The sequence below is a fragment of the Arthrobacter sp. 260 genome (genome assembly GCF_013116745.1).
Classification (GTDB): Bacteria; Actinomycetota; Actinomycetes; order Actinomycetales; family Micrococcaceae; genus Arthrobacter_D.
Map to the genome: position 1 here is coordinate 115,647 of NZ_JABFOE010000002.1, position 24,224 is coordinate 139,870.

The window sequence follows — 24,224 nt, forward strand, 5'->3', positions numbered from 1 at the left end:
GGGGCCGCCGAACGCAGAATCGCCGGTTAGGGCAAGATCCGCCGCTAGCAAGCGGCGAACCTGACCCTAACCGGCGATTCTGGTGGCGGTGCTGTGGTGCGGGCGGCGTGTCTTAGACCGCGGAGGACCGCACGGTCGCCGCGACGGGTTCCTTCGCGGGGAACGACGGCGGGTTAACGCCGGCCATCTCCTCCATGACGCGAACCACCTGGCAGCTGTAGCCGAATTCGTTGTCGTACCAGACGTAGAGCACCAGGTTGGTGCCGTTCGCGATGGTTGCCAGCCCGTCGACAATCCCGGCCCGGCGCGAGCCGACAAAGTCGGTCGAGACGACGTCGGGCGAGTCGATGTAGTCGATCTGTTTCCGCAGATCGGAGTGCAGCGACGTCTCGCGGAGGTAGGTGTTGACCTCGTCCTTGCTGGTGCCGTCGGCCAGGGTCAGGTTGAGGATGGCGATCGACACGTCGGGAGTTGGTACGCGGATGGAACTGCCCGTCAGCTTGCCCTCAAGCTCGGGTAGCGCCTTCGCGACGGCCTTCGCTGCGCCGGTCTCAGTGATGACCATGTTCAACGCCGCCGAACGGCCGCGCCGGTCGCCCTGGTGGAAGTTGTCGATCAGGTTCTGGTCGTTGGTGAAGGAGTGCACCGTCTCCACATGCCCGTGCACGACGCCGAACCGGTCGTTGATCGCCTTCAGCACCGGGGTGATGGCGTTGGTGGTGCACGAGGCGGCAGTGACGATCTGGTCGGTGGGCAGGATCGTGTTGTGGTTGATGCCGTGCACGATGTTCTTCAGCGCGCCCTTGCCCGGTGCGGTGAGGAGCACGCGGGCGATGCCCTTGCTCTGCAGGTGCTTGGACAGTCCCTCCTCGTCGCGCCAGCGGCCGGTGTTGTCGACCAGCAGTGCGTCCTTGATGCCGTAGGCGGTGTAGTCGACGGTGGAGGGGTCGTTCGAGTAGATGACCTGGATGTGGACACCGTTCGCGGTGATCGTGTTGGCTTCCTCGTCAATCCGGATGGTGCCCTCGAAGCTGCCGTGCACCGAGTCGCGGCGGAGCAGGCTGGCCCGTTTCATCAGGTCATTGTCGGCGCCCTTGCGGACCACGATGGCGCGCAGGCGCAGCCCGTGGCCACCGCCGGCCTTCTCGATGAGGAGCCGGGCGACCAGGCGGCCGATACGGCCAAATCCGTAGAGCACGACGTCGGTACTGGTGCGTTCGTCAGCGCCGCGCTTGTCGACGACGTCGGCCAGTTCCGCCCGGAGGAAGTCCTCCAGGGAGGCCCCGCCGCCGTCGGCCTTGAACTTCTGGGTGAGCCGGGCGATATCGATGGCCGCGGCACCCAGATCCAGGTCCACCAGGGTGCGCAGCAGGGGTGCGGTCTCCTCCAGGAACAGCTCTTCCTTGCTGATCCGGCGGGCAAACCGGTGGGCTTTGAGGATGTTCATCGCCGACTTGTTGATGAGGCTCCGCCCGTGAATGCTGATCACCACGTTGTTCTCGCGGTACAGCCGCCCGATGACGGGGATCATTCCCTCGGCCAGAGCCTCTCGGCTCATCCATGTGTCAAGGCATTCCGATGGGTCGCGGTGCACTATCTGTCCCTTCCTGCCGCTGGGTGTTCCAGCGCTGTGTCCGGCCAGCTGCCCTGGTCGGGCGGACCCGGTCTGCGGGTGCTGGCTCAGTCGCGCGTTCCGCCCGGACGACGGTGTCGGGGGCTTCGGTGGTGCGCGGGTAGTGACCCCAGAATATCGTCCCCACGGCGTTTGGTGATAAACGGTCACGACATCGCAATGCAGGCGAAACAGCTGGACCGCATGCTGGAGGTATGAAGCGACACCTGACCCATGCGGCGACTGCCGACCTGATCTGTGATTCGTGCGGTCAACTTCCCGAACCGGGAAAGACCCGGGTGACGCTCGCCAATGTGGCGGTGATGCTCCCCATCGAGTTGCTGGTGCACGCCGCCGTGGTCAACACCCACCTGCCGTACCTGGCCAAGGTGTTGGTCCTGGCGGTCACGGCGACCGCGCTGGTGATCTTCGTGGCTGACCCGGCGGCTGCCAGGCTGCTGCGTTCCTTCCTTCACGCTCCGGCGATCCGACGGCGACGCCGTCTCGACACGGCGGCGGCCCTGTGGCGGGCGCGCGTCCTGGTGCGTGACGAACCCGGAGCGTTGGAGCGGATCACGCGGCGGCTGGCCCGGCTCGACATCAATATCCTCAGCATCCACGTGCACCCCGCCGAGCTCGGCACGCTGGACGAGTTTGTGCTGTCCGCGCCGGGCGGCCTCAGGGAGGATGACATTCTGGGGGTCCTGCACGACGCCGGCGGGCGGGCTGCCAGCATCTGGCCGACGACGGCGCTTGCCCTCGCGGATGGGCAGACGAAGGCGTTGACGCTCGCGGCCCGGCTGACCCGGGATCCCAGCGAGCTGCGGCATGTGGTGGCCGAGTTGCTGTCCGCTGAGGTGGTGCAGCCCTGTGAGGTGGCGCCGTCGTCGTCGACGGACCGGACCATCCTGAAGATCCCGACGGCCTGGCACGGGCCGTTGCTGTTCCGGCGGACGGGCGAGCCGTTCACCCTCGCGGAATCCGCGCGGGCGCACCGTCTCGCGGAGATTGCAGAGAGTGTGGAGCGTCAGCCGGTCGGTGGTGGCTAACCGTCGACACAGATAGCCGCGGCCGGGCGGTTGTGAGCAATACTGTCTCCATGGATCAGACCAACTCGGTGACCTTGCGGTTCCTGGCCGCGCCCACAGACCTCGGGCACAGCGGGTCCGTCGACGCCGGGACAGTGCTGGAGTGGGTGGACAAGGCCGCCTACGCCGCAGCGGTCGGCTGGGCGAAAAGCTACTGTGTCACCGCGTATGTCGGCAACATCCACTTCTCCGACCCGGTCAACGTGGGCGACATGGTGGAGGTCGAGGCGACCATCGTGTACACCGGCCGGTCGTCGCTGCACATCCAGACGGTTGTCTCGTCTGGTGATGTAAAGGGCAGCGGGCCCACCATGCGCAGCCGGTGCCTGGTGATCTTCGTGGCGGTGGGGGAGGACGGCAAGCCGGTCCCGGTCCCGACGTACGAGCCGTCAACGCCCGAGGAGATCAGTCGTCGCGACGCGGCCATAGCCCGCATCGCCGTGCGCGAAGAGATCGTTGAGGCGATGCGCGGGCAGGTCTACACCGATGAAGGCACCGCCGAGAAGGTCGTGCTGCGGTTCCTTGCCGCGCCCACCGACGTGAACTGGGGTGGGAAGGTACACGGCGGCACGGTCATGGACTGGATCGACGAGGCCGCCTACGTCTGCTCGGCGCGATACTGCGGGCAGGACACTGTGGCGGTGTTCTCCGGCGGGGTGCGGTTTTACCGTCCGCTGCTGATCGGCGACGTGGTCGAGGTGGAAGCGCGGCTGGTCTACACCGGAAACAAGGGCATGCACATTGCGGTCCACGTCAGGTCCGGGAGGCCCACCGAGGATGAGATGCACCTGACCACCTACTGTCTGACCGTCATGGTGGCCCGGGATGAGACGGGGACGGCCGTTGCGGTACCGGGGTGGATTCCCCGGTCGGAGGAGGACCGCCGGCTGGAGGCCCATGCGCGGGAGCTCCTGGAGATCAGGGGCCGGGCGCCCGGGAACCGGCTCCCGAATCACCTGATCAGCTAAGGCGGATGTGGCGCCGTTCGTTTTGGTTAGTACACTAACTGTTAGTAGACTAACTAATACCGACACTCCCCTTGTTCTAAGGATCATTCATGGCTCGAAAGACACCCTTTGCGGTCCGTTTCATGAAAGCGACCAGTAAACTACAGGTAATCCTGGGTCCTGCAGCGCGCGGTAACACCGGCGGAAAGATCGTGTACCGGGGCGATGCGGCTGAACGGGGTAGGCAGCAAGAGCTGGAGCAATGGGAGATAGTCCGAAACGCCGATGGGTCGACGTACCTCAACCCCCGGACGCCGGAGCGATGAGCATTCCTCCCAAAGACGTTTCCCCCGAAGCTAATAGCACGGACACCAGTCCTGCCGCAGAGGATGATCTGCTGCTTGAGCACCAACTCTGTTTTGCCCTCTCGGTAGCCTCCCGAAGCGTGGTCAACGCCTACCGCCCCGTTCTGCAAGACCTCGACCTTACGCATCCTCAATACTTGGTGATGCTCGCCCTATGGGAGCAGAGCCCGCGGACCGTGAAATCCCTGAGCGCAGTTCTCCTGATGGAGTCTGCGACCCTCTCACCAATGCTCAAACGCCTTGAAGCGTTAGGGTTCATCACTCGGGAACGGGTTAGTGGGAATGAACGGGCCCTCAACGTAGGCCTGACCGATGCTGGGATGAAACTACGTGCGCAGGCGCTTTCTGTGCCCGGGACGATGATGGAACGCTTGAACCTTTCCCGGGACCAGGTGAGCGAACTGAACCGCACCATGCGTGCGCTTATCGCCGCCACCTCCCAGGACTAGTACTTCGTAGCCAAGGGGCTTGCCGGGATACTTCCGCAGCGTTCAGTAGTCCTCTGGCTTAGTGGCAATACCATCCAGCCACAGGTGATCCTTCGGGTCATTGTGGGTGGTCCCCGTGCCTACGTGTTTGCTACCGATGCTGTCGCCCTTTGTGATGACATGCACCATGGCCATACCGTGACCCCGGCCAAGTCCGTACTCCTCAGAGAGCCAGGTCAGGATGGGACCTGCCTTGGTGTCCGGACCTAAGCCGCGCCGATGAGCGATTTCGATCAGCTCGCGCGGGGTTAGCCCCGTCTTCTTTTCGACCGCGTCGAGGTAAGCCTGGAATGACATGGATCTTCCTTTCCTTCGGGCTACTGTTCCGCATCTGCTGAGAGTTCGCTAGCCCATCTTCACTGAAGATAGCGCTCCGGCTACGGGTCTCGTGGGGCGAGATAGGGTGGGGGAGTGCTGCGCATCACTCCATTTGTTGAGAGCCAAAGGGAAGACGTTCTGGCCTTATCACTGCGCGCGTGGGAACCGGTCTTTCCCTTAGTCAAACAGGCCGTATCTCATTTTGTTTACGATGCTTTCTACCCCGAAGGGTGGAGGGAAAGACAGCACAACGACCTTGCGGCGGTCCTCGACAAGGAGCCTGAAAACGTAAACCTGGCGTTTGTCGGCGCGGATCTAGCCGGATGGGTATGTACCCGGCTGCACCCGGAGGACAGCATGGGCGAAGTCTATGTACTCGCGGTGGATCCCCAGTTCCAGCGACAGGGAGTTGGGCGCGCCCTCCTGCGACATTCGTTCGAACGATCAAAAGCCGCGGGGATGCGAATGGTCATGGTGGAAACAGGGGATGACCCCGGCCACGCCGCAGCCCGGCAGGCGTATGAAGCCGTTGGCTTTGAGCGGTGGCCGGTAGCACGCTACTTCAAGGACTTATCGACGGAGTAGACGCCCTGCAGTGTGTATGAGCGACCGGCTGGGAACCGAGCGGTCACACTCGGGCCTGTGCCATGATCGGGAGATGGCGTTTCCTATCCCATTCCCGGAAGAAATCGGCGGTGAGTATCTCCAACTCCGGTGCCTGACAGAGGAAGACTGGCAGTTGGAATTCGACCTGAGCCGAGTTGCAGATGTTCCCCAGTGGACCTTCTATCCACCGAATCTCGAGGAACTAGGTGCCCGCAGCCGGATAGTACGAACCCAGGAACGTCACAGGAGCCGGCTCGCTGCCCGCTACGCGATAGTGATCGATGGCTCGGCGATGGGCACGGTTGGAATGGGGTGGCGCGACGGCGGTGAACCGGAAATCTTCTATGTGCTGAAACCCGACGCCCGCGGCCGCGGGATGGCCACGCAGTCAGTTCGGCTGCTTGCAACCTGGCTCTTCGACAATGGTTTTCCTGCAGTGGCACTGGAGACAGTCGCCGGTAACACCGCAAGTGAAAAGGTCGCTGAACGTGCGGGTTTTCTCCAAGTGGACTCCTACTGGGGGTCTCAGGGAGGAACCTCAGTGCAGGTCAACCGATGGCTCCTGTACCAGGGGGCCATGTGAAGACTTTGACGACCGACCGTTTGTTGCTCCGAGGGTGGGAGCCAACGGATGCCGAGTTTGTTTACGACCTGTACTCACGGTGGGAGGTCCAGCGCTTCATTGGGTTGGTTCCGCGGGTGATGGAGGATCGCTCTGCGGCAGACAGGCTGATCGAGAAGTGCCGGAGCTTCGATCACCCTGTCCAGGGTTTTTGGGCGGTGCAGCGAGCGAGTGATTCCCAAGTGGTGGGGACCATCCTGTTGAAGGGGATTCCCGCGTCGGGTGAGGCACCGCTTCAACCATCGGGTGACACGGAAATTGGGTGGCACTTCCATCCCGATTACTGGGGGAAGGGATACGCCACCGAAGCAGCATCAGCTGTGCTGGCACACGGTTTCGGGGAGGGCCTGGACCGGGTCATCGCGGTAACCTCGGTTGAGAACACAGCCTCTCAAAGTGTGTGTAGGCGCATCGGGATGAAGCATCAGGGTGCGACGAATGACTATTACAACGCAACGTGTGAGCTGTACCTGGCAGAGGCTGCCGGACGTCTAGCCTAGGGCGGAGTCAGCATGTTCCGGCGGCCACACCACGCCAAAACGCTCGAACACGATCTCATCGCTTTCGGACCAGTGCCTCCCCTGGGCTGCTGCTACCCGGGTCCAGTACCGGCGGTGTTCGCGCCGCCAGCTCTCCAGGCTCAGATCGTCCTCGCCTTCGTCGACGGCGAACGCAGCATCTGCACTGGTGAAATCACCGATCCGGAGTTCCAGGCTGCGAATGATGATGCGAGGTATCCCACCTCCGTCACAGGCTATCCAGTGGGATCCGATGCGGGGCACCTGATCGCCGCGGGCGATGAAGTCGAGCACAAGCTCCGCCGTCGCACGCTTCCGTCCGCTGAGGACATGGGCAAGCAGTTCATCAGCCAGTCGCCGGGTGTCTCCGAAATGTTCGATCGTGTACTCGGGTGACGCCGCGACGGCCTCGGGATGAGCGGCGCAATAGTCCTGCCACATCCGAATACCTGCTTGCTGGTCTACGGGGGCGACAGATTGAGATTCCACCACACCATCGTGCCAGAAGTCGCACCGCAGGCCGACCAGCTCGGGACGGTGTCCTGGACTTCTGACGGCTGACACTCAGGAGCGTGCCGCAGCCAGGACTCCAAGGGTTGCCACCCCAGCCATGGCCAGCGCCATCGCCGGATATCCTCCGAGCAGCCCCGCGAGGAGAGGCCCCGCTGCTGGAGCCAGAGCACCGACGGCTGTCACCGGCGCCACGAACACGCCCTGCACGGCCCCGAAGTTCGCGGTACCCCAGCGGTCGGCAACCGCTGTCGCCTGGAGCAGGGTGACGCAGCCGCGGACCGCGCCCGCCAGAACCGTCACCGCAATGAGCGCAAACGCCGGCCCGGGCAGCAGGCCCAGTAGCCACAGGCTGGTCGCGCCCGCGGCCAGCAACAGCACCGCACGGCGCACCGGGTTCGCCTTACCGGGGAGAACGGCGAAGAACAGCCGGCCGATGACCTGGCCCACCCCGATCAGGCTGAACGCGAGCACAGCGGTCCGGTAGTCGAGGCCGCGTTCCAGCAGGAGGGGAATCAGGTTGAACGTCACCGCGAAGAGGGCAAGGGTGGCCGCTGCAACCGCCACCTGCAGCATGATGAACCGACGGCTGCGCGTCGTCATCCGGACGTCGCGGGTGACTGCCTGCCGGGGTTGAACAGGTACCGGCACCGACCACTGCGCATTCAGGAAGAACCAGTGCAGCGGGATGGTGACTACCGCCAAGGCGACCGCGAGCACCACGTAGGCCGAGCGCCAACCGACACTCTCGATCAGCAGCGCCGTCAACGGCGCGTAGATCGGCGACGCAAACCCAGCAACCAGGGTCAGGGTGGTCAGGGCACGTACCCGGGCCGGCCCATACCAACGGGTCAGCACCACAAAGGCGGGTTGATAGAACACGGCGGCCTGCGCCAGTCCTGCCACCAGCCAGGCGGCAACAAAGACGGGCAGGTTCGGAGCCGCTGCCACCAATAACAGTGCAGCAACACCGACCAGGCTGCCGGTCACCATCAGGCGCCGGGGTCCGCGCTGGTCCAGCAACCGGCCCACCCAGATCCCCACCACCGCCGAAACAATTAGCCCGGCAGAGAACGCGGCGGTGATCGCTGCTGCGCTCCACCCGGTGTCCTGCGCGATGGGCACCACGGCCACGGGCAATGAGTAGTACAGCAATCCCCAGCTCGTGGTCTGGGTGATGCACATTGCGGCGAGCCCACCCCGGGGGCGCCGCTCCACCTCTTCGGTCATCCGGTTACCTGTCGCCCGGTCCGGACACCGGATCGACCAGGTCCTCCCACAGCGACGTATCCCTGGCTCCCATTGCACCCCGCAGGAGCAGCTTCCCAGTGGATTCCAGGTGGAGGCGCATGGCGGCACCGGCGGCGCCCGGGTCGCCGTCGTCGATCGCGTCCAGGATGGGCCGGTGCTCCCGGTACACGTCGTCCAGGGACCGCGATTGTTTGATCGTCGACGCGCCGACCAGCCGGGTGGCATCCCGCAGGTTGTCAATGATCCGGGCAGCGTGCGCGTTGCCGGCGAGATCCAGCAGCAGCCCATGCAGGCGATGGTCGTGCAGCATGAAGGCCGTTTCGTCGCCCGCGAGCACCGCCTCCTGCATCGCCAGGTGTTCGGCATGTAGGGCGGCTCGGTCGACGTCGGTGGCCCGGACCGCCGCCCGTTCCGCCGCGGGCACCTCAAGGGCCAGCCGGACAGCGATGATCTCGGTCAATTCCCTGGCGCCGGGCACCACCACCCGGAACCCGCGGTTGCGTTCGAACGCCACCATCCCGGTTTCCGCCAACCGCAGCAGTGCGTCGCGGACCGGACTGCGGGAGACACCCAGTTCATCAGCCAACCGGTAGACCGAATACAGCTCGCCGGGGACCAGTGAGCCGTTCCGGATTCCCTCCCGAACGGCCTCGATGGTTCGGTCGGTGAGGGACGGCGGCCGCGCGGTGGGGGTGCGGGCGTCGTCGTCGGCGGGTGACATGACTCCAAGGGTAATGCGCGACGGCGGCGCACCCGCCGTCCGCGCAGCGTGCCGGACGGAAAGCCGCCTAGAAATCCTCGCGGTAGGCGTGAACCAGGGTGGGATTGGGGCTGAACTGGCTGGTGAACGCCTCGTCAGCCTTCCGCCGGCGTTGGATGACCACCTCATTGACCAGGGTCAGGAGGACGGCGGCAATGGGGAAGCAGAGAGCTAGGGGCAGCTCGACAGTGCCAGCCATCATGGGCCAGAAGGACAGGATGAACAACAGGGAGGTCACATGCCGTAGATACTCCATGAGCCTCACGCTACGTTCCCCATGTGGGTTCCACAATGGTTCAGGGAAGGATGGGCTGGACACGGTGAGTAACATGTTACTCATGGCGACGACGCTCACAGCACCTACCTCCCTGGTTTCCGAACTCCAGTCCCGGGGCGTCCCCGACGTACGGGTGGATCCGACGTCGCGCGCCACCTACTCCTCGGACGCCTCGCTGTACCGGGTGCAGCCCACCGCCGTGGTCTTCCCCCGCCATCTCGACGAGGTGTTGGCCACCCTGGACGTCTGCCGGGAACGCGGGATCCCCTTCACTTCCCGCGGCGCTGGCACCTCGCTGGCCGGGAACTCAATCGGCGCCGGCGTGGTGATCGACTTCAGCCGTCACCTGAACCGGGTGCTGGACTTCAACGCCGAAACCCGCACCGCCGTCGTCGAACCCGGCGCCGTGCACGCCACCCTGCAGAAGGTGGCCCTGACCCACGGGCTCCGCTTCGGACCCGACCCGTCCACCCACACCCGCTGCACCGTCGGCGGGATGATCGGCAACAACGCCTGCGGATCCCGGGCACTCGCGTACGGTCGCACCGCCGACAACGTGACCCACCTCGACGTCGTCACCGGCTCGGGCACCCGGCTCTACCTTGGCGCGGACGGCACGCCGTCGTCGCCGGAAACCGACGCCCTGCGCTCGCTGGTGGGCGCCGAACTCGGCACTATCCGGACCGAACTCGGCCGCTTCGGCCGTCAGGTCTCCGGCTACTCCCTCGAACACCTGCTCCCGGAACGCGGCTTCGACCTGCGCCGGGCGCTGGTCGGCAGCGAGGGCACCCTCGCCGTCGTGCTCGAGGCCGGCGTGCGGCTCGTCGCCGACGCACCGCACAAGACCATGGTGGTGCTCGGGTTCGACACCATCGGCGACGCCGGCGACGCCGTCACTTCCGTCCTGCCCTTCCGTCCCACCGCCTGCGAAGGCCTGGACTCGCGCATCGTCGAGGTGGTCCGTTCCCGGAAGGGACCGCAGGCGGTGCCGGAACTGCCCGGCGGTGCAGCCTGGCTGTTCGTCGAGATCTCCGGGGACGACGCCGTCGACGTCGTAGATCGCGCCGGACGCCTCAGCGCCATCGAGCAGGCCAGGCATGCCCGGATCATCACCGATCCGCGGGAAGCGCTGGCGCTCTGGCGGATCCGTGAGGATGGCGGCGGACTCGCTGGCCGCTCACCCACCGGCGCACCCGCCCACGCCGGCTGGGAGGATGCCGCTGTGCCTCCGGAACGGCTCGGCGATTACCTCCGCGAATTCGACGACCTGCTGCTCACCCACCAGTTGACCGGCTTCCCCTTCGGCCACTTCGGCGACGGCTGCGTCCACATCCGTCTCGACTTCCCCCTGGGCAACGACGGCACCACAGTCTTTCGCGCCTTCCTCACCGACGCCGCGAAACTGGTGGCCCGCTACGGCGGCTCCCTCTCCGGTGAACACGGCGACGGCCGCGCCCGCAGCGAACTCCTGCCCTACATGTACTCGCCCGCAGCCATCTCCCTGTTCGGGAAGGTCAAGGGCATCCTCGACCCGGACAACATCCTCAATCCCGGCATCCTCGTGAACCCGGAACCGCTCGACGCGAACGTCCGGGTGGCCGAGGCGGGTCCACTGCGCTCCAAACTGGGCTTCGGGTACCTGCACGACGACGGCGACTTCAGCCAGGCGGTCCACCGCTGCACCGGCGTGGGGTTGTGCCGGGCATCGCACGCTGACAACAGCTCAGTGATGTGCCCGTCCTACCTGGCCACCCGGGAGGAAAAGGACTCTACCCGGGGCCGGGCTCGGGTGCTGCAGGAGATGATCAACGGGTCGGTCACCGGCGGCACCACGGGCGGGAAACCGAACTGGCGGGCACCCGAGGTACACGACGCCCTGGACCTCTGCCTGTCCTGCAAGGGGTGCGCCTCGGATTGCCCCACCGGCATCGACATGGCCGCCTACAAAGCCGAGGTGTTGCACCAGAGCCACAAGGGCCGGATCCGGCCCGCTTCGCACTACTCGCTGGGCTGGCTACCGCGCTGGGCGAAACTGGCCGCCTTCGCACCTCGGCTGGTGAATGCCCTGGTCCGGTTACCCGGCGTCCGTCAGCTGGGACTCCGGCTGGCCGGCGTCGACCAGCGGCGCTCCATCCCCGCGTTCGCGCCGCAGACCTTCCACTCCTGGTTCACCGCGCGGGCCAGCGCCAGTGCCGGAACCAGTGCCAAGGACCGGCCGCAGGTGCTGCTCTGGGCGGATTCGTTCACCAACAACTTCTCGCCGGACGTAGGACAGTCAGCGGTACGGGTGCTGGAAGCCGCCGGCTATGAGGTGCTGATCCCCGACGCGCCGGTCTGCTGCGGTCTTACCTGGATTTCGACCGGCCAGCTCGATGCCGCCCGGAAAATCCTGCGCTCCAGCGTCACGGTGCTGGGGGAGTCGGTTGACCGGGGCATTCCCATCGTCGGCCTGGAACCGTCCTGCACGGGCGTGCTCCGGTCCGACGCCGTCGAGCTGCTCGGTCACGCCACGGCCGGTCGGGTGGCCGAGGCCACCCACACCCTCGCCGAGTTTCTCGCGAAGGCCCCCGGCTACACCCCACCGTCGCTCGTTGGGACCTCTATTGTTGCGCAGCCGCACTGCCACCACCATGCGGTGATGGGCTGGAGCCCCGACGCGGCCCTTCTGGAGGGCGCGGGTGCCACGCTGCAGAAACTTGGCGGGTGCTGCGGTCTCGCAGGGAACTTCGGTGTGGAGCGCGGGCACTACGACATTTCGGTGGCGGTCGCCGAGCAGCAGCTCCTCCCGGCAGTCCGGGGAGCCACTGACGCCGCCGTCGTGCTGGCCGACGGGTACTCCTGCCGGACCCAACTGGAGGACCTCAGCGAGCGCCGCGGCATTCACCTGGCGCAACTGCTGGACCCGGAACGACCCGAGGGGTAGCTAATGGGTCGGGTGGACGCGCCGTCCACTGATCTTGTCGGCGGTGATGCCGCAGAAGAGGTTGCGCTGGCCGGGGGCCCACGGCTCGTCGGTGGGCCGGCCCCACAGCGTCGTCAGCAGTTCGGGGTCCGCGACCCGTTCCACCCTGCCGTTGACCAGGATGGTCCAACCGCTCCGGGCAACCGTGTCGATGTGGTCGAACTGGAACGCTGCCCGCTCCAAGGCGCTCCGGGCGATCACGCCGTCTTCAGCGGTGCGGAAGTACACGCCCCGGTCGTAGACGATGCAGTTCAAGGGGAAAATCGTCACCAGCCCCTCGTTCAGGAACCCGATCCGCCCCGTGGTTTGCCCAGCCATCAGAGCCCAGCATTCGTCGGTGCCCAGCGGCTCGGAGGCGCGGAGAAGGCCAGGACCGTCCCAGAATTCGTCGTTGGTGGTGGAGGAGGTCATGGAAAGCCTTCGTTTGTTGGGGCGGGTGAGGTGGTGTCTAGCGGCGACGTCCGATGACGAAGTACAGCACCGGGCCAACGAAATTGATGGCGATGATCGCGGTCCAGGCGAGCTTGGGCCCGTTCACCTGTTCGGGCGGACGCTTGGCGAGATCCGTCCAGGCGGTCGCCGCGAGGGACAGCTGGATGGAGCCCATCACCAGCGTCATAGCCTTCTGGCGGTCCGACAGGTCGCTCCACTTGCGGGACTTTTTACCTTCAAGTTTCTTGTCCATTTATTCACCGTAGCTTCAGCGCCGGGCTCACGATAAGGGCCTTTCGGCACTAGATCCTCGGCACCGTTGGGCGCACGCTTGAACCCATGAGCCAGCAGCCGGTCCTGAATCCTGCCCAACTGTCGAACATCCACGCCTGGTGGCGTGCGGCCAACTACCTGTCGGTGGGACAGATCTACCTGATGGACAATCCCCTCCTGAAGGCACCCCTGGAACCAGAGCACATCAAGCCCCGGCTGCTCGGACACTGGGGGACGACGCCCGGGCTGAACTTCATCTACGCCCACCTGAACCGGGTGATCATGGCGCGTGACCTCGACATGATCTACATCATGGGACCCGGCCACGGCGGGCCGGCGGCGGTCGCCTCGGCCTGGCTCGAAGGGACCTACAGCGAAACCTACCCGGACATCTCCTTCGACGGCGACGGGATGCGGCGCCTGTTCCACCAGTTCTCCTTTCCCGGCGGCATCCCCAGCCATGTGGCACCGGAGACCCCCGGCTCGATCCACGAGGGCGGCGAGCTGGGATATGCGCTGTCCCACGCGTACGGGGCGGCGTTCGACAACCCGGATCTCACCGTCGCGGCAATTATTGGCGACGGCGAAGCTGAGACCGGCCCCCTCGCGGCCAGCTGGCACTCCAACAAGTTCGTCGACGCCCGCAGGGACGGAGCCGTCCTGCCGATCCTGCACCTGAACGGCTACAAGATCGCCAACCCCACGGTCCTGGCCCGGATCAGCCACGAGGAACTCGAAGGGCTGCTCCGCGGCTACGGCCACACCCCGCACTACGTGGAGGGCTCGGATCCGGAGCAGATGCACCAGGACTTCGCCCGGGTCCTGGATGACTGCCTCAACAAGATCCAGGAAATCCAGCATCGCGCCCGGATCGAGGGTGACGATCATCGTCCGCTCTGGCCCATGATCGTGCTGCGCTCGCCGAAGGGCTGGACCGGGCCCGCCGACGTCGACGGCGTCAAAGTGGAAGGCACCTGGCGTGCCCACCAGGTTCCCTTCAGCAAGGCGCGGGAAGACCCGGGGCACCGGAAGATTCTCGAGGAGTGGTTACGGAGCTACCGGCCCGAGGAGCTGTTCGACGACGACGGCGCACCCGTCCCGACCATCCGTGAGCTCCACCCGGCGGGCCCTCGCCGGATGAGCGCCAACCCGCATGCCAACGGTGGGCTGCTGCTCCGGGATCTGACGATGCCCGACTTCCGGGACTATGCGGTGCCCGTGGAGACGCCCGGGACGGGCGCTGTGGAGTCCACCCGGGTGCTGGGCACCTTCCTGCGGGACATCATGGCGTCCAACATGGACTCCTTCCGGGTGTTCGCACCCGACGAGAACAACTCCAACCGGTTGGATGCGGTGTTGGAGACCACCGATCGGGCGTGGAACGCCGAGGTGGTCCCCGGGGACGATCATCTGGCCCGCGACGGCCGGGTGATGGAAATCCTGTCCGAGCACACCTGCCAGGGGTGGCTGGAAGGCTATTTGCTGTCCGGCCGGCACGGGTTCTTCTCCTGCTACGAGGCGTTCATCCACGTCGTCGATTCGATGTTCAACCAGCACGCCAAGTGGCTCGACACCACCAACCGCATCCCGTGGCGGCGGCCCGTCGCTTCCCTGAACTACCTGCTGACCTCGCATGTCTGGCGGCAGGACCACAACGGGTTCTCCCACCAGGATCCCGGCTTCATTGACCATGCCGTCAACAAGAAGGCGGACGTGATCCGGGTGTACCTGCCACCGGATGCGAACACGCTCCTGTCGGTGGCCGACCACTGCCTGCGCAGTCGGCAGTACGTGAACATCATCGTCGCCGGGAAGCAGCCCCAGCTGCAGTACCTCGACATGGAGTCAGCGATCCAGCACTGCATCAAGGGGGTCGGGATCTGGGAATGGGCGAGCTCCGACGCCGGGCTGGAGCCCGACGTCGTTATGGGCTGCGCCGGTGATGTGCCGACGATGGAAACACTCGCCGCCGTCGAAATCCTGCAAACCTACTTCCCGGATCTGCGGATTCGGGTGGTCAACGTGGTGGATCTGATGAGGCTGCAGGACCAGGGCAACCATCCGCACGGCCTGTCCGGACCGGAATTCGACGCGGTATTCACCCAGGACAAGCCGGTGATTTTCGCGTACCACGGCTACCCGTGGCTGATCCACCGCCTGACCTACCGCCATACCAACCACGACAATTTCCACGTGCGGGGATACAAGGAGGAGGGCACTACCACCACACCGTTCGACATGTGCGTGATGAACCAGATCGACCGGTTCAACCTGGCCATCGACGTCATCGACCGGGTGCCCCGGCTGCGGGACGTCTCCTCCCACGCGCGGGAGGAACTGAAGGACAAGCTCATCACCCACCACCAGTACATTCGCGCGGAGGGCGAGGACCTACCCGAGGTGAGAAACTGGCAGTGGACGGGCCGGTCTTCGGTTGGCGGGCCCTAGCCGTCCATCAGGTGAGTGACCGGGTCCCTTGGTGGGCACTCTGAATTTTCGGCTGAAAATGCTGGCCAACGAAGTCCAAGTTGCCCACCGGAAACGGTTTGGTGATTCGCCGGGGCTTACCGCAGCTGACCCCAGGCCAGGTAGCTCCTGTAGAAGAAGGCCGCCGAAGCTTCGCGGGGAAGTTCCGTCATCGGGCGGAAGACCCGCGTGCCGTCGCCGAGCATCCACCCGGTGCCAATGCCGCTCTGGTACAGCCAGGCTATTTCTCGGTAGAACATATGGTTCAACGGGATATCGGCGAACGGGGACTGCGCCGGGGGCCGGTAGGTCGCGGTTCCCACGCCGATCGCGCGGAAGAAGAACGCCGCAATAGCGTCGCGATCGACTGGCTGGTGGGGGCGATAGGTTCCATCCGGGTACCCCGTGGTGATGTCATTTTCGGCCAGCCAGTGGATCTCCGTGAAGAACTGGTGGCCAACCGGGACGTCGGTGAACCGCGACACTGCGGGTGCAGTGTAATCACCCGGAGCCGTAAAGTACCGGTAGAAAAAGGCTGCGGCAGAATCGCGGTTAACAATGGCGCCCGGTCGGAAGGAGAAGTCGGGGTAGCCGGTGCTGATTCCCTCGTGCCCCATGAAGTCGATCTCCTTGAAGAACATGTGATCGTAGGGAACATCAATGAATCCGACGGGCGAGTGGTATACCGGCGGAGGCTTGGCGGGTGTCACCACGGGGCCAGCCGCGGCAGGCAACGCCAGGGGGAAGAGGAGGGCGAGGGCGGCCATGCTGGCTGTTCCTGCGCGGACTGCACGTCGAACAAAGGTCATGGTGCTCCTTTCGGAGGCAATACGGCTACTCCACGGGGCAGCAGCGGGCGAGTGACGGTGGCACGCCGCAGCGAGGCGCCCCCATATACCGAACAGTATCCGCGGGGTGCTGGGCTGAACAGCACAATCCAGCCACGGAATCGAACCGTTACTTACGTCAAGTGCCCATCCTGGAGGTAGCTCATCTCGCGACTCAGCTGTCCATCAGGAGCCCGGTCCGAGGAGCGTCCGATCGATGTGGAGGATGCCAGCGTCGTCGGGGGCTCCGGCCAGCTCCTCAACCATCCCTGCGACGTCCGCCACCTTCGGGGCCGGGTTCATGGTGCCCACGGTTGCCGTGAGGAGGTCACGACCTCACCGGTGGCGACAGCCTGCCTCATCAGCAGCTGGAGGTAATGATCCTGCGACGCCTCGGCGAGACTGTAGAACTCGGGGCCGCCGTCAACATGGTCACTCATGCGGGCCAGGCATTCAGCGATCGCCAGTTCGTCGTCCATCAGCCGGGCGGGCATGAACTGGTTGCGGTACACCCATTCATCACCACAGATGAGCCCCCGGAGGAACTTGCCTTCAAGGTTCCCGCCAACACCGGTGTCGACGCGACTGATGGTGCTAAATATCGGAGTGCGGAAGTCCTGGAGGTAGCTCACCTCGTGGTTGTTGATCTCTCCCCGATCCCCACGGATGAGCAGCCGGTTGGCGCGAATCCAGGAGCGGTAGTGCTCGTTGGCGAAGTCGTACACCCCCAGTTGGCCACCGAAATCCAGCCGGGCGGTGATCTGGTGCGACGTCACCCGGGTCTCCCGAGTGGGATCGCCGGTCCGGTCCGGACCCTGCACCAGGGGCGACTCGAAGGCTGAGGCGCTGATCCGGACGTCCGAGAATCCGACCCCGAGTGCCCGGCGGATGAGGCTGACCCCGTGGTAATCGTGGCACTGCGCCACCGTCGCCTGGCTGATCTCCCCCAGTTTCCCGGACCGGGCGATCGCCAGCTGGGCGGCGAGCAACGGGGAAAGGTGGTACTGCTCGGCCACCTGGATGAGCGCGCCGTCCGCCACGAGCTGGTGCAGGGGAAGCATTGACTCCACGTCGGGTCCGGGAGGGGTTTCGGTGAGGACCGGAACGCCGTGGCCTGCCAGACGGGTGATCGTCTCGGGAGCCACCGTCCGAGGAACCGACACCACAGCAAATTTCGGCATGGTGTGGTTCAGGAGCTGGTCGATCGTCCGGTAGGTGGGAACACCCCACGCGCTTTCAATATTGGCTCCGGTAGCGTCGCTGCGGGTCACCAGCCCGACGACCCGGAAGCGTTCCGGTAGTTCACGGGCTATCCGGAGGAAGAAGAGGCTACGCCAGCCGCTGCCGATGACTGCGAAGTCGGTGCGCACCGGGTCGGCAGCGGTCACGGGGCTGCCGTCGGGGCAGGGGCTGCGGGAGTCAGGCTCATGGCCCCATTCTGCACTGCCGGCTCCCAATTCCGGTACAGTCCTATCCGACGAAACCAATCCGACCACCCGAGGAATTGATGATGTCCCAGCCAACTGAAAACACCGTTCCCACCGTGACCCTCAACAACGGCGTCGAGATCCCGCAGCTGGGGTTCGGCGTCTTCCAGATCCCGCCGGCCGAAACGCAGCGGGTTGTCGAGGACGCACTGGAGGCAGGCTACAGGCACATTGACACAGCTGCCGCCTACCGGAATGAGGCGGGCGTCGGGGCGGCACTCGCCGCATCCGGCATCCGGCGGGAGGAACTGTTCATCACCACCAAGCTGCGCAACGGTGAGCAGGGCGAGGCCTCCGATGCGTTCAACCGCAGCCGCGATGCCCTCGGGCTCGACTACCTCGATCTGTACCTGATTCACTGGCCGGTGCCGTCGCAGGGGTTGTTCACCGGCGCGTGGAAGGAAATGGAAAAGTTCTACGCCGACAAGAGCATCCGGGCCATCGGTGTCTCGAACTTCCTGTCGGACCACCTCGACACCTTGCTCGCCGCGTCGGAGATTGTCCCGGCGGTCAACCAGATCGAAATCCATCCCACCTTCCAGCAGCAGGATCTCGCAGCGAACAACCGTTCCCTGGGCATTGCGGTGGAGGCCTACAGCCCGCTGGGCCAGGGCGCAGACCTCACAGCCGCACCCGTCGAAGCGCTGGCGGGCAAGTACGGGGCCACCCCGGCCCAGGTAGTGCTCGCCTGGCATCTCGCGCAGGGCACCATCGTTATCCCCAAGTCGTCGGATTCCACCCGCATGCGGGAGAACCTGGCGGCCGTCAGCCTCACCCTGACCCCGGCTGAGGTGGACGAAGTGTCAGCGCTGGAGTCGGGTGGCCGCATCGGCGCCGATCCCGCCGTGGCTGCTTTCACCCAGATGTAGGCACCGGCCGCCCGGATGGTGGGCTGAGACCGAGGGATCAGCCCCGGGGTCTCCGGGAGATCATGATGTTTCCGGGGGCGTGGTGCAGGATGGTTTGCGCTGTCGAACCGACCGCGCCCAGGAAGTTTCCCTGACCCGTCTCGCCCACCACCATGATCCGGGCGGTGGTGGCCGCTTCGAGGAGGGTGCCGGCCACTGAATGGCCGGTGACCAGCACCGATTCGAGCTCGATGCCGGGAACGGCCGCCCGGGCGCGGATCGCCGCATCCGCGAGGATCTGCATGGCCAAAACGTCAGACCCCGGGTAGGAATGGTTGCGCCCAAACAGGCGGACGTCGTCGCGCACGTGCATGAGCTTAAGCGGAGCCTTCCACGCCGCCGCGAGCGCGATGGCGTCATCGAGTGCAGTGTCACTTTTCGGCGAACCGTCGAGGCCAATGAGGACTGGTCCGGCAGGGTTCGCCCGGGACCGCACCACCACGACCGGACAGTGGGCCGTACCTGCCAGCTTGAGACTGACCGATCCGACCAGCAGACCCATGAATCCGCCTAGCCCTCGGCTCCCCACCACCACCAGATGCGCGGTGCGCGACATCCTCTCCAGCACCCCCGAGGAGACGCCTGAGACGAGGCTTGTCCTCACCTCAAGGTCCGGGGCCAGCCGCTTCGTCTCCTCGACGCCTTCGGCCACGATCGCCTCGGCTGCGTGCCTCAGCCCGCTGTCCGCCACTCCTTCCACCGGACCTAGGTCATCCGTGAAGAGGGGCCAGATCCAGCAGTGCACCAGATGCAGGGACCGCTCCTCGAGTACCGCCTGCCGGACGGCCCATTCAAGAGCCAGGCGTGACTGATCCGAACCGTCGTAACCGACGACGATGCTGTGCTTCATCCGATGCTGCTTCCGCTAGGGGGAGAGTGCTTTTCTGGTTCATGGGCGATCAAAACGGCACAGCTGGCGTGCTCAGCGACCGCGGAGCTCACCGACCCAAGCAGCAGGCCGACGAATCCGCCGTGGCCCCTACTGCCCACAATGAGCATTTCGGCGTTCCGGCTCTCCTCCATGAGCACACCAGCCGCCGGGCCCTGACGGGTTTCTGCGCTGACAAACGGCGGGGGTTCGCTGTCGAAGGCCTCATCCAAGGCTTTGGACAGGATGGTCCGGGCGACACTCTTCGGGTCCCACCCCGAGACCGGGAACTCGTAGTAGGTGAAGGGCACCTGCCAGGCGGCCACCGCAGTGACCGAGTCGGCGACGGTGGGAACCAGTCGGGCCGCCCACTGCAGCGCGAGGAGTGACGACGGCGAACCGTCGACGCCGACGACGATGCGGTGTTCCATGGGTGTCCCTCCCGGCAGTGGTAGCTGTCTACCCACCGTGGCGCGTCAGGGTTGGCTGGTCCAGAGGCTTTGGTCCCGCGGCTGGCGGGAAATCTAGGCGAGAGGATGGGCCGCGGCGGGTGTCTCCCGGTTCCGGGCGACGTGGCTGCGCGCGTGCTCGATGGCGGGCTCCAGTGCCGTGAAGAGATGATTCCGATGCCGCAGGGACTCGAGGACCCCAACCTTGGTAATCAGACGCAGGTGCTGCTCCTGGACACCCTTCACGAGCACGGTGATGCCGCGCCGTTCAAGAGTGTTGATCAGCTCCGCGATGACCCGCGCGCCGGTCGCGTCAAGGGACTGCAGCTGGGACATCCGGATGATGGCCACCTCGACATTGTCGATGTCGCTGACCCGTTCCAGGACCCGCTCCGCGGCGGCGAAGAAGAGTGCGCCTTCGATGCGGTAGACGGCGATCCGCGCATCACCGTCCCTCGCGGGGCCGGTGATCTCCTCGCGGTGGACCCCACCGGACTTCACCAACGCCCGCAGGGCGAAGAACGCTGCCGCCAGCACTCCGATGCCCACCGCTTGGATCAGGTCGAAGGAGACCGTGACGACGGCGGTGATGACCAGGACCACGGTGTCCCCGCGGGTCGACCCGACGACGCTGCGCAGGGTTGAGATCGAGACCATTCTGACCGCCGTCACCATCAGGACGCCGGCGAGGGCAGCCAACGGTATGCGGGACACCGGTCCCGTTGCCAGGTAGACCACGAACAGGAGGATCAGGGCATGGGTGACGGCGGCGAGCCGTGTCCGGCCGCCCGACCGGATATTTACTGCGGTCCGGGCAATCGCACCTGTTGCGGGCATGCCGCCGAAGAACCCTGACGCGACGGATGCCAGACCCTGCCCGAAGAGCTCGCGGTCCGCGTCGTAGGGGCCGGTGTCGGAGATGGAGGTAGCCACCCGTGCTGACAATAGTGACTCGATCGCAGCGAGGATGGCGATCGTGGCGGCTGGTCCGGCCAGCATCAGGATGAGTTGCCAGTCCCAGCCGGGCACGGTGGGGGCGGGCAGGGAATCCGGGAGGGCGCCGATGCGCGCCACCGGCAGGGCGAGTAGCTCGGCCAGGAGGCTGGCTGCGATGATCGCGATGATGGAGCCGGGAATGCGGTGGTGGATCCGCGGCGCCACCACCATGATGAGGGCGACGAGCGCGACGAGGGCCGCGGCCGCCAGGAACTCGGCCGACGAGGCGCCGCTGGCCGCCTGCAGTGCTGAGATGGCCGCGTTGCTGCTGGGGCCGGCGTCCTCACCAATGGCGGCGGGTACCTGCTGCAGGAAAATGATGATGGCGATCCCGAGGGTGAAACCCTCGATGACGGGCCAGGGCAGGAAGGACACCACCCGCCCCAGCTTCAGGACCCCGGCTGCAACGACCATCACCCCGGCGAGCACGCTCACCAGGGCCAGAGCCTCGATTCCGTGGGTTGCAATGACCGGCCCCAGCACCACGACCATCGCACCGGTCGGACCCGACACCTGGACATGGGAGCCGCCGAAAATAGCTGCTACCAGGCCCGCGACGACGGCCGTGATGAGACCGCTGGCCGCCCCGGCACCGGAGCTGACACCGAATGCGAGCGCCAGGGGTAAAGCGACAATGCCGACCGTGAGGCCAGCAATGAGATCCCCCTTCCAGGTGCGGGGCAACTGGGCATAGTCCTTGACCGAGGGAAGTAGTGCCGGGAGGGCCCTCACAGGGTGTCCCTGGTGGTGGACGAAGGACGGGGGACAGTCGCCGTTTCAAGGTCTTCCTTGGTCGCGTGGAGCACGTTCTCAAGGAGTCCGCGGGCAACCGCCAGCAACTCCGCCACGAGGGGATCGGCAAGAGTGTAAAACTGCTGGAGTCCCCGGCGGTCCGACGTCACGAGTCGGTAGCGCCGCAGGACCGACAGGTGCTGCGACAAGTGTGAGGCTTCCAGTCCTGTCGCCGACAGGAGATCGGACACCGACACCTCGGGGGCGGCGGAGAGGAGTTCCAGGACTCGGATGCGCACCGGGTGGGCAAGCCCCTTGAAGAGGTTGGCCTTCACCTCATACAGGGGCGCACGGAAGTCGGCGAACGCGGGCCCTTGGTTTTCCTGTTCCATTGACATCCGGCTCCCTCTACTTGATTGTTTGATGATTCTATCATTTAAGAAGTACCGACGGTCTTTACCCCAAGAACGGGCCGTAAGACCCTAACGCCGGTGGGTCCCGCGGGCGACACTGAATGAAGCTGCTGCAAACCCTGCCGCGCTGACCCGGGAGGCACACCATGGACGCATCCACCTCACCCCGCATCGTCGTCGGAGTGGACGGTTCAGAACAGTCAATTGCCGCGCTGCGCTTCGCGAGGAAACTCGCGCCGCCGTTCGGGGCAGTGATCCAGGCGGTCAGCACCTGGGACTACCCGCCGGAGTACGCCGGCTACGTCCCTTTGGGGAGCGACAACTTCGAGGCAATCACCCAGAAGCACCTCGATTCGGCAGTCGAGGCCGCGTTCGGGGGGAATCCGCCGGAGGGGCTGGAGAAGCTGGTCATCTTCTCCCATCCGTCCAAAGGGCTGGTCAAGACGGCTGAGGGGGCAGTGATGCTGGTGCTGGGTCGCCGCGGTCACGGTACCTTCAGGGGGTTGCTGATGGGGTCGGTCAGCGGCGCCTGCGTGGCGCACGCCAAATGCCCGGTCCTGGTGGTTGAAGGATCCACCGGTGAGATGCCCGAGGATGGCGCGTGAAGGCGGTGCCTAGCCGGGCGGTCATCGTCCCCGAGGGACCTACGGCATGACCGATGCGCAGCCCTCCTCCCGGGTCCGCGAACACCCGATCGTTGTCGCCTTCAGGGACCAGGTCACAGGTCCAGCGATCCTGCGCTGGGCGGTGGCGCGTAGTGCGCTCACCGGACACCACGTCACGGTGCTGCACGCTATCCCCGACCCATCGCTTGTCCCTCCGGTGGCGGCCGGAGGGACCCCCTACGGCAGCCTGATCGCCGCGGCACGGCAGATGCTGGATGAGGAGTCGAGAAAGGTGTGTACCGACTATCCGGCGGCGCATGTCACCGCTAATGTGCACTCCGGGGACATCGTGGACGCTCTCGTGAATCTTTCAGCTGACGCCTCCCTCATTGTGGTGGGCGCAGACAGGATGGACCATCGCAACGGTGAGTATTTGGGGTCAGTGGGGCAGCAGGTGGTGCTGGGAAGCTTTGCGCCGGTGGTGGTGATCCCCCGGGATGCGCCAGCCGTGCGGCAGGAGGACGGAGCGGTGGTGGTGGGCGTTGATGGTTCAGCTGAGTCCCTGACGGCCCTCCAAGCGGCTGCCACCGAGGCGTCCAGTGCGAACCGTGGGCTGGCGGTCGTCACGGCGGTCGATGGTTCCACTGAGGATCCGTTCGGGGAAGGTAAGACCCAGGAGACGCTCGCAGAGGTGCAGGCAGCCCATCCGGGCCTCGTAGTGTCGAGGGTGGTCGACCGGGAGCGCGCACCGACCGAAGCGCTGTCGTTTCACGCGGCGGGTGCATACCTGTTGGTGATCGGCAGGCACGGACGTGGGGCTCGACCCGGCATCCAGTTGGGCTCGGTCACGCATACGCTGCTGCTGACTCCGCAGTGCCCCACCTTGGTGGTCACCCGCCGGTAGTCACTCGTCGCTGGCTACCGGGGCCCCGTGCTGAGGAGGGGCGGGAGTGACAGTGAAGCTCCGCCCGGAGATGGACGCTGGAACGATCCGCATGAAACGGTCTTTACGCCCCGGCTCCCACGCGTGCAGCGGGAGGTGGATGGTCGCGATCAGCTCGGCGGTCAACTGGATCGTTGACGCATGCCCCTTGATCACCACGCTCCAGGCCCGCGTCCCGTCCGCCATGACGCCGTCGGCCTCGAAGGCAATGGGTGCGCCCTCGGCCGCCCGCTGTTTGGCGCCTTCGGCGGTCCGGAAAACCAGGGTCCCGTGGTCCACCTGGGTATTGATCGGGAAGATCTCCGGCTGACCGTCGATGCAGAGGGCAAGCCGGCCATAGGGGGCATCCCTCAGCAACTCCCAGCAGGTGTGGGCGGGCAAAACGGTGGTGGGTGTATCCTCGGAGTCCATAGCCCGAGAGTATGGTTTTCATACCCGCTGGACTAGGGCCGGAAGACCTTATCAGCCGGGTCAGCTTAAGCAGGCGCCTTCACCATCAGC

General features: G+C 65.6%; 26 protein-coding genes. 11 read left to right on the plus strand and 15 right to left on the minus strand.

The genetic code is table 11. The features are described 5' to 3' along the window. Positions 1 to 112 precede the first annotated feature (112 nt). Positions 113 to 1,594, minus strand: coding sequence for a glyceraldehyde-3-phosphate dehydrogenase (locus tag HMI57_RS02980; RefSeq protein ID WP_346655117.1), 1,482 nt, complete (start codon positions 1,592 to 1,594; stop codon positions 113 to 115). 233 nt (positions 1,595 to 1,827) lie between these two features. On the opposite strand from HMI57_RS02980, the gene HMI57_RS02985 reads away from it, so the two are divergent. The 3 genes from HMI57_RS02985 to HMI57_RS02995 all read left to right on the plus strand — a co-directional run bounded on the left by HMI57_RS02985 (position 1,828) and on the right by HMI57_RS02995 (position 4,461). After that, positions 1,828 to 2,661 carry an ACT domain-containing protein gene (locus HMI57_RS02985; protein WP_171584422.1) on the plus strand — a complete coding sequence of 278 codons (834 nt, stop codon included), beginning with the start codon at positions 1,828 to 1,830 and terminating at the stop codon, positions 2,659 to 2,661. Between the two features lie 50 nt (positions 2,662 to 2,711). Beyond that, positions 2,712 to 3,668, plus strand: coding sequence for an acyl-CoA thioesterase (locus HMI57_RS02990; protein ID WP_171584423.1), 957 nt, complete (start codon positions 2,712 to 2,714; stop codon positions 3,666 to 3,668). Between the two features lie 301 nt (positions 3,669 to 3,969). Continuing rightward, positions 3,970 to 4,461 (plus strand): MarR family transcriptional regulator, encoded by a 492-nt coding sequence (locus HMI57_RS02995; protein ID WP_171584424.1) that lies wholly within the window; start codon positions 3,970 to 3,972, stop codon positions 4,459 to 4,461. 42 nt (positions 4,462 to 4,503) lie between these two features. On the opposite strand, the gene HMI57_RS03000 is transcribed toward HMI57_RS02995, so the two are convergent. Next, complete coding sequence (locus HMI57_RS03000; RefSeq protein WP_171584425.1) at positions 4,504 to 4,797, minus strand: DUF4287 domain-containing protein; 294 nt, start codon at positions 4,795 to 4,797, stop codon at positions 4,504 to 4,506. Between the two features lie 114 nt (positions 4,798 to 4,911). On the opposite strand from HMI57_RS03000, the gene HMI57_RS03005 reads away from it, so the two are divergent. The 3 genes from HMI57_RS03005 to HMI57_RS03015 all read left to right on the plus strand — a co-directional run bounded on the left by HMI57_RS03005 (position 4,912) and on the right by HMI57_RS03015 (position 6,546). Next, positions 4,912 to 5,403, plus strand: a complete 492-nt coding sequence (locus tag HMI57_RS03005) for a GNAT family N-acetyltransferase (protein ID WP_346655118.1) — start codon at positions 4,912 to 4,914, stop codon at positions 5,401 to 5,403. 73 nt (positions 5,404 to 5,476) lie between these two features. Further along, on the plus strand, positions 5,477 to 6,007 hold the full coding sequence (locus tag HMI57_RS03010; RefSeq protein WP_171584426.1) for a GNAT family protein: 531 nt from the start codon (positions 5,477 to 5,479) through the stop codon (positions 6,005 to 6,007). Continuing rightward, the gene (locus HMI57_RS03015) at positions 6,004 to 6,546 is read left to right on the plus strand and encodes a GNAT family N-acetyltransferase (protein WP_346655119.1); all 543 of its coding nucleotides are present in this window, start codon (positions 6,004 to 6,006) and stop codon (positions 6,544 to 6,546) included. Before HMI57_RS03010 ends, HMI57_RS03015 begins: the two co-directional genes overlap by 4 nt. Here the strand turns inward: HMI57_RS03015 and HMI57_RS03020 are convergent. From HMI57_RS03020 to HMI57_RS03035, 4 genes are all read right to left on the minus strand, one after another. Then, positions 6,538 to 7,056 carry an ASCH domain-containing protein gene (locus HMI57_RS03020; RefSeq protein ID WP_318779185.1) on the minus strand — a complete coding sequence of 173 codons (519 nt, stop codon included), beginning with the start codon at positions 7,054 to 7,056 and terminating at the stop codon, positions 6,538 to 6,540. The two genes, HMI57_RS03015 and HMI57_RS03020, sit on opposite strands and share 9 nt — an antisense overlap. A gap of 72 nt (positions 7,057 to 7,128) precedes the next feature. After that, positions 7,129 to 8,304, minus strand: a complete 1,176-nt coding sequence (locus HMI57_RS03025) for an MFS transporter (protein ID WP_228720899.1) — start codon at positions 8,302 to 8,304, stop codon at positions 7,129 to 7,131. Between the two features lie 4 nt (positions 8,305 to 8,308). Then, entirely contained in the window at positions 8,309 to 9,046 is a 738-nt protein-coding gene (locus HMI57_RS03030; RefSeq protein ID WP_171584428.1) for a GntR family transcriptional regulator, read from the minus strand. Between the two features lie 67 nt (positions 9,047 to 9,113). Further along, positions 9,114 to 9,341, minus strand: coding sequence for a hypothetical protein (locus HMI57_RS03035; RefSeq protein WP_171584429.1), 228 nt, complete (start codon positions 9,339 to 9,341; stop codon positions 9,114 to 9,116). A 73-nt stretch (positions 9,342 to 9,414) separates the two neighbouring features. Here HMI57_RS03035 and HMI57_RS03040 point away from each other — a divergent pair, with 73 nt between their 5' ends. Next, on the plus strand, positions 9,415 to 12,285 hold the full coding sequence (locus HMI57_RS03040; protein ID WP_171584680.1) for an FAD-binding and (Fe-S)-binding domain-containing protein: 2,871 nt from the start codon (positions 9,415 to 9,417) through the stop codon (positions 12,283 to 12,285). Here the strand turns inward: HMI57_RS03040 and HMI57_RS03045 are convergent, their stop codons facing one another. Together HMI57_RS03045 and HMI57_RS03050 are read right to left on the minus strand one after the other, a co-directional pair. Then, positions 12,286 to 12,735, minus strand: a complete 450-nt coding sequence (locus HMI57_RS03045; protein ID WP_171584430.1) for a pyridoxamine 5'-phosphate oxidase family protein — start codon at positions 12,733 to 12,735, stop codon at positions 12,286 to 12,288. A 37-nt stretch (positions 12,736 to 12,772) separates the two neighbouring features. Next, complete coding sequence (locus HMI57_RS03050; RefSeq protein ID WP_171584431.1) at positions 12,773 to 13,009, minus strand: PLD nuclease N-terminal domain-containing protein; 237 nt, start codon at positions 13,007 to 13,009, stop codon at positions 12,773 to 12,775. An 86-nt stretch (positions 13,010 to 13,095) separates the two neighbouring features. On the opposite strand from HMI57_RS03050, the gene HMI57_RS03055 reads away from it, so the two are divergent. Beyond that, on the plus strand, positions 13,096 to 15,477 hold the full coding sequence (locus HMI57_RS03055) for a phosphoketolase family protein (RefSeq protein ID WP_171584432.1): 2,382 nt from the start codon (positions 13,096 to 13,098) through the stop codon (positions 15,475 to 15,477). A gap of 116 nt (positions 15,478 to 15,593) precedes the next feature. Here the strand turns inward: HMI57_RS03055 and HMI57_RS03060 are convergent, their stop codons facing one another. After that, positions 15,594 to 16,304: an S-layer homology domain-containing protein gene (locus HMI57_RS03060; protein ID WP_171584433.1), complete on the minus strand. Its 711-nt coding sequence runs from the start codon at positions 16,302 to 16,304 to the stop codon at positions 15,594 to 15,596. A gap of 317 nt (positions 16,305 to 16,621) precedes the next feature. Continuing rightward, a complete protein-coding gene (locus HMI57_RS03065; protein ID WP_171584434.1) occupies positions 16,622 to 17,710 on the minus strand; it encodes a Gfo/Idh/MocA family oxidoreductase in 1,089 nt (362 codons plus the stop codon). A 122-nt stretch (positions 17,711 to 17,832) separates the two neighbouring features. On the opposite strand from HMI57_RS03065, the gene HMI57_RS03070 reads away from it, so the two are divergent. Then, positions 17,833 to 18,678, plus strand: a complete 846-nt coding sequence (locus HMI57_RS03070) for an aldo/keto reductase (RefSeq protein WP_171584435.1) — start codon at positions 17,833 to 17,835, stop codon at positions 18,676 to 18,678. Between the two features lie 37 nt (positions 18,679 to 18,715). On the opposite strand, the gene HMI57_RS03075 is transcribed toward HMI57_RS03070, so the two are convergent. The 4 genes from HMI57_RS03075 to HMI57_RS03090 all read right to left on the minus strand — a co-directional run bounded on the left by HMI57_RS03075 (position 18,716) and on the right by HMI57_RS03090 (position 22,154). Further along, the gene (locus HMI57_RS03075) at positions 18,716 to 19,567 is read right to left on the minus strand and encodes a universal stress protein (protein WP_171584436.1); all 852 of its coding nucleotides are present in this window, start codon (positions 19,565 to 19,567) and stop codon (positions 18,716 to 18,718) included. Beyond that, on the minus strand, positions 19,564 to 20,016 hold the full coding sequence (locus HMI57_RS03080; protein WP_171584437.1) for a universal stress protein: 453 nt from the start codon (positions 20,014 to 20,016) through the stop codon (positions 19,564 to 19,566). The genes HMI57_RS03075 and HMI57_RS03080 overlap by 4 nt, the downstream gene beginning before the upstream one ends. 93 nt (positions 20,017 to 20,109) lie before the next feature. Beyond that, positions 20,110 to 21,762, minus strand: coding sequence for a SulP family inorganic anion transporter (locus HMI57_RS03085; RefSeq protein WP_171584438.1), 1,653 nt, complete (start codon positions 21,760 to 21,762; stop codon positions 20,110 to 20,112). Further along, positions 21,759 to 22,154 carry a metalloregulator ArsR/SmtB family transcription factor gene (locus tag HMI57_RS03090; protein WP_171584439.1) on the minus strand — a complete coding sequence of 132 codons (396 nt, stop codon included), beginning with the start codon at positions 22,152 to 22,154 and terminating at the stop codon, positions 21,759 to 21,761. Before HMI57_RS03090 ends, HMI57_RS03085 begins: the two co-directional genes overlap by 4 nt. A gap of 167 nt (positions 22,155 to 22,321) precedes the next feature. On the opposite strand from HMI57_RS03090, the gene HMI57_RS03095 reads away from it, so the two are divergent. Both HMI57_RS03095 and HMI57_RS03100 read left to right on the plus strand, forming a co-directional pair. Next, positions 22,322 to 22,780, plus strand: coding sequence for a universal stress protein (locus HMI57_RS03095; protein ID WP_171584440.1), 459 nt, complete (start codon positions 22,322 to 22,324; stop codon positions 22,778 to 22,780). A 46-nt stretch (positions 22,781 to 22,826) separates the two neighbouring features. Further along, a complete protein-coding gene (locus tag HMI57_RS03100; RefSeq protein ID WP_171584441.1) occupies positions 22,827 to 23,684 on the plus strand; it encodes a universal stress protein in 858 nt (285 codons plus the stop codon). On the opposite strand, the gene HMI57_RS03105 is transcribed toward HMI57_RS03100, so the two are convergent. Beyond that, positions 23,685 to 24,134, minus strand: a complete 450-nt coding sequence (locus HMI57_RS03105; protein ID WP_171584442.1) for a pyridoxamine 5'-phosphate oxidase family protein — start codon at positions 24,132 to 24,134, stop codon at positions 23,685 to 23,687. Positions 24,135 to 24,224 lie beyond the last annotated feature (90 nt).